Consider the following 8923-nt stretch of genomic DNA (forward strand, 5'->3'; position numbering starts at 1 on the left):
AAATAATTAATTAATTTAAAATTAATGCGTCAACTATATTGACATCTACCGATAAACAGCTATGACAGAACCCGCATTATTATTTTTTATAACAGCTACATCTGTTGAAAATATTAAAGATTTTATTCGGGTTCCTAGTATTGTTATTCCACTTGCTTTATATATAGATTTGGGAACTTCTATAATTCTAGATTTGAGTACAGACTTTACTTCTGGTACATACTTCCCTGTAATTTCATTCACCTTAAAACCTCCCTAACTTTGTATTTAGTGAATCTTAGTTTATCGTATAAGATTAGGAATATCAATAAAAAATTGTAACTCGTCTTGTTTTTATTCTTAGATATAATACAATACATATAAGAAAAATTTTAAAGGAGAAAACATGAGAAAAGAACATACAGAGTACTTAAAGGATTTGCCTATAAACATATACTTTGCAAGCATAGGACACTACCCTATACATTGGAAAGATTCACTTGAGATAATATTTGTATTAAAAGGTGAAGTCCAAGTAGGTATAGAGAGTGAAGAGTATAGACTTGAATCTATGCAGATTGAAATAGTAAATCCCAATGAAGTTTCCTGGATAAGTTCAGATAATGATGACAATTTAGTTTTAATTATAGATATAGATCCCAACTTCTTTAAAAGATATTATGATGATGCCCAAGAAACATTTTTTTACACTGACTCTTCAAATAAAAGAGTACAGAAAAATGAAGAGTACCAAATACTTAGGAGGTATATTTCTATTATATTATTTGAAGCAATAAGTAAATTAGATAGCTTTGAGGATTTAGTAGAAGAGACACTTCTTCAAACCATGTATCACCTATTAAATCATTTCCATTATCTTTTTTATGAAGGTGAAAACTTAGAAGAAGATGAAATACAACTTCAAAGATACCATAGAATCGTTAAGTATTTAAGTAATAATTATATGAACAAGGTAAGTCTTAAAGATATAGCAGATAAAGAATTTTTAAGTTCTCAATACATATCTTATAAGATAAAAGATACATTTGGTCTTGGGTTTAATGAATATCTAAATCAAATAAGGGTTGAAGAATCTACCAAACTCCTACTTGATACAGACAAATCTATAGCTGAGATATCAGATGAAGTAGGTTTTTCTCATGTCAGATACTTCAATAAGAACTTTAAACTTCACTATAAATTAACTCCATTACAATATAGGAAAAAGCATAATCTAGATAGAAATAAATTAGAGTCTCTTAAGGAGATAGAATACTTTCCATTAGAAAAGTCACTTCCATATTTAAAAAGATTTTTAGAGGGATATGAAAGATATAATTATGATAATAGAATAAGAAAAATTGATATTGATTTAAAAAAGGCTAGTAAAAGTACATTTAAAAGACCTGAAATTATAGATTTGGGTCATATATCCCTTCTCTTAGAAGAAGAAAACAAAGAGATATTAAGAGAGCTACAGTCTCAAATAGGATTTAAATATGCCTTAGTAAATAAACTTTTTTCTTCCCATATGGATATATATATAGGGGAAAATAATAAATTTATTAATTGGACTAGGGTGGAAAATATAATAGGATTTCTACTAGAACTAAAGTTATTTCCAATAATAGATAGGAGGGGGGTGGAAGAACACATAATAGAAGATTTTATAGAAAACTTTTCAAATATATTTCAAATGGATGCCAGTACTTGGCTAAACTTTCCATTAGGAGATTTAAATCTAACATTTTTAGAAGACATAGATAAGAAATATGACACCATGGAAATGGTCCCAATTATAATAAATAACTATGTAAATGAAGATAAAAGAATAGTTTTAAAGATGATAGATGAGATAGGTATGGATACAGTTCTTTCAAATGATACATTCTTTGGAGGAAGCGGACTTTATACAAAGAACTATTTAAATAAACCGTCTTATTATGCAGTTATGTTCCTGTCTTTACTTGGTAATGAAATAATATATAGAGAAGAAGGTTATATAGTAACAAAGCTAGATAAGGACTATCAAATACTTCTCTTTAACTCTACCCATGAATCCAAAACTAAAAATATATCTATAAATCTTTATAATATGGAAGATGATTATCATATAACTAAATTCAACCTAAATAAAAACTATGGTTCATCCTTTGATAAGTGGCAAGCTATGGGAAGTCTAGAGCGTATAGGAAATAAGTATAGTAAACTTTTAAAAGAATATGTTCATCCTGATATAAGTTTTAACTATGGTAAAAAGTCCTTAGTATTTAACTTTTTAACTGAACTTAAACCAGAATCTGCCATACTTTTTAGATTAAAAGTTGCTGAAAATGAAAAATAAAGACAATCTTAAGATTTGGAAAAATAATTAAATTTCTTAAAACTTAAGATTGTACCTGAATCTAGTTAAAAGTATGAGTTATAACCCCCTCTAAACTATGGTATCATTATAAGAGTATTAGAAAATGGAGGTTGTACAATGGGTAAAAGTAGTAAAATGTTTGGAGAAGAAAAAATAGGAAAGCTTCTTATTAAATTTTCTATTCCAATCATAATTTCTTTTTTAATTGCAGAATTATATAATATGGTAGATACACTATTCGTAGGAAGAAATGTAGGTGGCCTTGCCATAGGGGCCTTAGTATTAGTCTTCCCAATACAAAGACTTATCATAGCACTAAGTGTTATGATATCAACCGGAACATCAACAGCTTTTTCAAGAGCAAATGGGGAAGAAGATAAAGAAAAATCAAAAGAGATATTTCAAAATGGATTTTCGCTTGTCTTTTTAATTATGATAAGCTTAATAGTCCTAGTGTCACTTTTCAAGGAGAATATATTAGTATTTTTAGGGGCAAGTGAAAATATGCTTCCGCTGGCACTTGAATATTTAGAAATAATAATATTTGGTAGTATTTTCTTAAGCTTAACTATACTTATATCAAATATATGTATAACACTTGGAAATAATAAGGTTTCTATAAGGAGTAATCTTATAGGGGCAGGGCTTAATATATTATTAGATTATATCCTAATAGTACATTTTAAAATGGGGATAAAAGGGGCGGCTATAGCTACCTTAACCTCTCAAATAACGGGATTTTCATATGCTTTTTATAATTATTTAAAGATAGTTAAAAAGCATAAATTTGCTATAAAATTTAATGTAAATAAAAATATTGTAATGCCTATATTATTAGTTGGTCTGGCTGGTTTTGTAATAGAAATAGAAGATGGCGTGGTAATGGGTGTATTAAACAACCTATTAAAAGGAACATCTGGAGATTCAGGAATAATAGTTCTTGGTCTTGTTTCAAAGCTATATATGTTTTTGTTTATAACAATGTGGGGTGTAGCCTCGGCTATGCAGCCTATTGCATCCTATAATGTAGGAGCTAAAAACTATAAAAGACTTAAAACACTTATGAAAAAGACAACACTTTATGCATTCTTAACAACGTCAGTTCTTTGGGGATTTGGTCTCATATTTACCAAGGAATTATTATCCTTCTTTGTAAATGATCCTGAAATAATCAAAGAGGCTGCTAAGGCTTTTAGGATAGTAATTTCAATGTTTCCTCTTATAAGTATATACTATGTATCTATATTTTACTTTCAGGCTATGGGAAAGGCTAGAGTTTCAATACTTGTCTCAGCTTTAAGACAACTTGTAATAATGATTCCACTTTCCATATTTTTTGTAAAGGTCTTTGATCTAGGTGCTATGGGGATATGGATTTCTTATCCAATATCAGATATATTAGCAAGTCTAGCATCATTTATGCTTATAAGAAATGAAGGAGCAGAGTTAAATACAAGAATAGAAAAACAAATCAAAAATGAAAAACAATTAAATATGAGTTTAAAATATTAAGATAAAAAGGGTTCCTATACAATACAGGAACTCTTTTTTATTAACAAAAAGTTATAAATTAGTGTATAATAAAATTGAACATGTTTTACAAAAGGAGAAGTTATGATAAATATACCTATAGATAAAGAAAGCACTAAACTTATATATACAAAATATGATAAAAATAAACTTATAAAAAAAGAAATAAATTCAGTGGAAGAATTCTTAAATGATAGGGAAGAAAGCAATGTAAGATGGCTTGATGTAGTTGGGCTCTCCGATGAAAAAATATTACAAGATATATGTGATAAATTTTTTATTCATCCTCTTGTAGTAGAAGACTTATTAGATATGGAACAAACACCTAAGGTAGAAGATTATGAGGAAAGCTTATTTATTATAGCAAAAAACATTATATTAGAAGATGATCTATTGCAAGAAGAACAGATTGCTTTTATGCTATATAAAGATAAACTTTTATCATTTAGATTTAAGGATACTGGTATTTTTGATGGAATTAAAAGTCGACTAAGAGATGGAAGTACTCTTAGAAAAAACAATCCAGATGACTTACTATATGCACTTTTAGATATAACAGTAGATAAGTACTTTGTAGTAATGGAAGACCTAGGAGATAGATTAGACGATTTACAAGATGAAACTTTAGAAAATCCAGATAAAGAATTACTTGAGAAGGTATATCTATTGAAGAGAGATCTTATATCTATAAGAAATATACTTTGGCCTATGAGAAATACTGTAAGTAGCTTATCGAAAAATGAATATGAAATAATAAATGGCAATACAATCTACTACTTTAGAGATATATATGATCATATAATTCAAATTATAGAAATAAATGAGACATATAGGGAAATAGCATCTTCTATGCTTGAAATATATCTTTCTAGTATAGGAAACAAGACAAATGAAGTAATGAAGATATTGACAGTATTTTCTTCTATATTTATTCCACTAACATTTATAGCAGGAGTTTATGGAATGAATTTTAGGTATATGCCTGAATTGTATTGGAAATATAGTTATCCAAGTTTTTGGATAATAAGTATAATAACAACAATATATATGCTAAGATTTTTTAAAAAGAAAGGTTGGTTTGAATGAAAAACATCGACACAAAAACAATTACAAAATTAAGTATACTTATAGCTATAACAGTACTTATGACAACGATAATAAGCATACCAATAGTAGGTGGTAATGGATATGTAAACTTAGGAGATATGGTTATATTTATAACAGCTATGTTATTGAATAAAAAGTCGGCCTTTATAGTTGGGGGACTTGGTTCATTTTTAGCAGATATGATTCTTGGATATGGCATATATGCTCCAGCAAGCTTTTTAATAAAGGGATTGGAGGGCTTTATAGCAGGAAGCTTGTTAAAAAAAGGTATAGGTAAAAAATACCCTATATTTGCTACTAGTATATCTGGAATATTTATGGTGTTTGGGTATTACTTATTTGAAATATTTTTATATGGTGCTAAGGGAGCAATAGCTTCTGTTCCGGCAAATTTAATACAAGGCGTTCTTGGTGCTACAGTTTCTGTACTTGTATTCAAGGCTTTGAAAAAAACCAAACTCACAGGAGGGGAGATCTAGTGACAAACTTACTTTTAGTAGAAGATGATACTACTCTTTCTCTCGGGATAGTATATTCTTTGGAAAAGGAAGGATATAAGGTAGATAAAGTAAATACAGTAGAAAGTGCCAAAAATATAATAGATGACAAGAAGTTTGACCTTATAATTTTAGATATTGGACTGCCAGATGGTGATGGTTTTGAGCTTTGTAAATATATAAGACAGAATAGGACAACTCCTATAATTTTTCTATCAGCTGAAGATGAAGAGGTAAATATTGTTATGGCCTTGGATATGGGTGGAGATGATTATATTACTAAGCCTTTTAGAATAAATGAGCTCTTATCTAGGATAAAAGCTGTACTTAGAAGATATAATAAAACCTTATTAGGTCAAAACCTGCAATCTGGAGATATAAAGGTAGATCTACTGTCAAATAAGGTCTTTGTAAAAGATGAGGAAATAAATTTAACAGCATCAGAATATAAGCTGCTTTTAATACTTATGAAAAACTTCAAAATAGCTCTTTCAAGGCTTCAAATCCTTGAAAATCTGTGGGATACAGAAGGAGATTTTGTAGATGATAATTCACTTTCTGTATACATAAAAAGACTAAGGGAAAAGATAGAAGAAGATTTTTCACAGCCTAAATATATAAAAACTTTAAGAGGTGTGGGTTATATGTGGGATATGGAAGTTGTAAGCTAATGGGTAGAAATAAAGAATTACGATCTATAATAATAAAAGCTTTGGTTTTAGGACTTGTTTTTCTTTTACTGGGAACAGTAGCTTTAAATATATTTATAAACAATATAAATAAGAATATTATAAAAAGAGACTCAGGGATAATTGGAAATCTTATAGAAAAATATCCCCAAGACAAGGAAGAAATAGTAAAGGCTGTAACCAAGGGGGCAAGCCCTGAAGAGATGAAAAATGGGCAAGAGATACTAGAAAGTTATGGCTATGAAAAGGATATAAGCTCTAGTGCCCAGCCCTTGTTGGGCAAGCTAAAAGAGAAAATGCTTGTATATCTTCTTGTATATATAGTTTTGTTTTTAAGTTTACTTAGCTTGTTAATTTATTTTGAATATAAAAAAATATACAAAAAAATTAATAAACTTTCAAAAGTATCAGAAAAGGTTATGGATGGAGATTTTGGTCTATATTTAGAAGACGCAGGAGAGGGAGATTTTAATATATTAAACCATCAATTTAACCAGATGTCAGGAAGACTTAAAAATAGTCTTCATACCTTACAGGCAGAAAAAGTGTATCTAAAGGATACTATTTCCAATATATCCCACCAGCTTAAAACGCCCCTTTCATCCCTTATCATATTAAATGATATACTTTTAAAGGACCCATATATGGAAAAAGATATGCGAATAGATTTTTTAAAAAAGACTGCTTCTCAACTAAATAGGATGGAATGGCTTATTTTAAATCTTCTTAAGTTAGCAAGGATTGAAGCTGGAAGTATAGAATTTAAAGAAGAGACCGTTCTTTTAAAAGATGTAGTAGATCTTTCTTTAAATACTTTAAAACCTTTAATCAAGGATACTCAGATAGAAATAAAGGGAGATTTTGATTCTAAATTTATAGGAGACCTAGACTGGACTGTGGAAGCTATAATAAATATAATAAAAAATGGAGTAGAACATGGTAGAGGAAAGCTTTTTATAGAATTAGAAAAAGGGCCGTTATTTACCAGTATAAAAATAAGAGACAATGGGAAAGGTATAGATGAAAAAGAACTCAAAAATATATTTAATAGATTTTATAAGGGTACAAGTAGTGTTAAACCAGAAAGTATAGGCATAGGTTTGAATCTTTCAAAGCTAATAGTGGAAGCGCAAGATGGGACTATATCTGTATCCAGTAAAGAAAATACAGGAACGGAATTTATTATAAGATTTTTAAATAAAAGACTTGACAAAGATATTTTAAAGTTGTAAGGTTATATTAATATAAACTACATAAAAACTTAGATTAGAAGAGTAATTTAAAGGAGAAGTCAAAGTGAGTCTGTGATAGTGGAAAACAGATACTGATACTTTAAAAGAAAAACATCTATGAGTTTCGATCTGAAAGAAAACTTCAAGTAGGTGAGACGTAACTGATGCGTTAAAACAGTAGATATCGGCCTTTAGCCCGTATCGAATGAGATTTGGATTATTTTATAATCAAATTGGGTGGTACCGCGAAGCTTAAACCTTTCGTCCCTTTATAGGGATTGAAGGGTTTTTTTATTGTTTGAAAGAGGAGGAGATATTATGATAAGAGATCAATATTGTGCTAGAGTCACAGAAAAGGATATAGATAAAAATTTATGTTTTATGGGATGGGTTCAAAACATAAGAGATATGGGTGGAATAATATTTTTAGATTTGAGAGATAAAACTGGAATTCTTCAGGTTGTATGTGATCTTGAAAATTTGGGTGAAAAGCTATTTGAAGATGTAGAAACTATAAGAAATGAATATGTAATAGCTGTAAAAGGTGATATAAGAAAAAGAGATATGGAAACATACAATGAAAAGCTTCCGACCGGAACTATAGAATTAAAGGCAATAGATATTGAAATTCTTTCGAAATCAAAAACGCTGCCTTTTCAAATAGAAGAAAAAAAGAATATAAGAGAAGAACTAAGACTTAAACATAGATATTTAGACCTTAGAAAGCCTTCATTATATAATAATTTAGTCTTAAGACACAATACCTTAAAATCTATCAGAAGCTTTTTAGAATCAAAAGAGTTTCTAGAAGTTGAAACTCCTATACTTACAAAATCAACTCCAGAAGGTGCAAGGGACTATCTAGTGCCAAGTAGACTTCATAAGGGAAAGTTTTATGCCCTACCTCAATCACCACAAATATTTAAGCAACTACTTATGACTTCAGGTGTAGATAGATACTATCAAGTAGCAAAGTGTTTTAGAGATGAAGACCTTCGTTCAGATAGGCAGTCTGAATTTACCCAGGTAGATATGGAGCTTTCTTTTTCAACACAAGAAGAAATACTTACCTATCTAGAAGCTATGTTTAAAGAAGTATTTAGAAATGTCCTAGATATAAATATAAAAGAAGACTTTAGAAGAATAACTTACCAAGAGGCAATGGATCTTTATGGAAGTGATAAGCCGGACATAAGATTTGGAATGGAGATAGTAGACTTAAGTGAAACTCTTAAAGATACGGAATTTAAAGTATTTAAAGATGCCTTAAAGAAAGGATCAGTTAGGGCTATAAATGTTAAGGGTGGAAACTCCTTTACGAGAAATGAAATAGATGAACTTACAGAAAAGGCTATATCTTATGGAGCTAAAGGAATGGCTTGGATAGCAATAGATGATGATGGAGAAATACGTTCTATATTAAAAAAATACTTTAGTGAAGATACTATGAAAGAGTTACTCAAAAAAATGGATGCAAAGGCAGGAGATTTGATAATATTTTCTGCAGACACTATAGATGTAATA

Annotated in this window: 8 protein-coding genes and 1 other annotated feature; of the genes, 7 read left to right on the forward strand and 1 reads right to left on the reverse strand. The window is 29.3% G+C overall.

What is annotated here, in order from left to right; all coding sequences use genetic code 11:
- Positions 1–45 precede the first annotated feature (45 nt).
- The gene (locus ACTHW2_RS07630) at positions 46–243 is read right to left on the reverse strand and encodes a hypothetical protein (RefSeq protein ID WP_442263353.1); all 198 of its coding nucleotides are present in this window, start codon (positions 241–243) and stop codon (positions 46–48) included.
- Between the two features lie 142 nt (positions 244–385).
- Here ACTHW2_RS07630 and ACTHW2_RS07635 point away from each other — a divergent pair, with 142 nt between their 5' ends.
- From ACTHW2_RS07635 to aspS, 7 genes are all read left to right on the forward strand, one after another.
- Positions 386–2323: a helix-turn-helix domain-containing protein gene (locus ACTHW2_RS07635; RefSeq protein ID WP_442263354.1), complete on the forward strand. Its 1938-nt coding sequence runs from the start codon at positions 386–388 to the stop codon at positions 2321–2323.
- A gap of 138 nt (positions 2324–2461) precedes the next feature.
- Positions 2462–3856 carry an MATE family efflux transporter gene (locus tag ACTHW2_RS07640; protein WP_442263355.1) on the forward strand — a complete coding sequence of 465 codons (1395 nt, stop codon included), beginning with the start codon at positions 2462–2464 and terminating at the stop codon, positions 3854–3856.
- A 102-nt stretch (positions 3857–3958) separates the two neighbouring features.
- A complete protein-coding gene (gene corA / locus ACTHW2_RS07645) occupies positions 3959–4960 on the forward strand; it encodes a magnesium/cobalt transporter CorA (RefSeq protein WP_442263356.1) in 1002 nt (333 codons plus the stop codon).
- Positions 4957–5460: an ECF transporter S component gene (locus ACTHW2_RS07650; protein WP_442263357.1), complete on the forward strand. Its 504-nt coding sequence runs from the start codon at positions 4957–4959 to the stop codon at positions 5458–5460. Before corA ends, ACTHW2_RS07650 begins: the two co-directional genes overlap by 4 nt.
- Entirely contained in the window at positions 5460–6149 is a 690-nt protein-coding gene (locus tag ACTHW2_RS07655) for a response regulator transcription factor (RefSeq protein ID WP_442263358.1), read from the forward strand. Before ACTHW2_RS07650 ends, ACTHW2_RS07655 begins: the two co-directional genes overlap by 1 nt.
- Positions 6149–7399 carry a sensor histidine kinase gene (locus tag ACTHW2_RS07660; protein WP_442263359.1) on the forward strand — a complete coding sequence of 417 codons (1251 nt, stop codon included), beginning with the start codon at positions 6149–6151 and terminating at the stop codon, positions 7397–7399. Before ACTHW2_RS07655 ends, ACTHW2_RS07660 begins: the two co-directional genes overlap by 1 nt.
- 21 nt (positions 7400–7420) lie before the next feature.
- Positions 7421–7671, forward strand: a binding site (T-box leader).
- A gap of 46 nt (positions 7672–7717) precedes the next feature.
- Positions 7718–8923: aspartate--tRNA ligase (gene aspS / locus ACTHW2_RS07665; protein ID WP_442263360.1), on the forward strand; the 1206-nt coding region annotated here is incomplete at its 3' end.

It is taken from the genome of Tissierella sp. (assembly GCF_052089545.1).
Lineage (GTDB): Bacteria > Bacillota > Clostridia > Tissierellales > Tissierellaceae > Tissierella_A.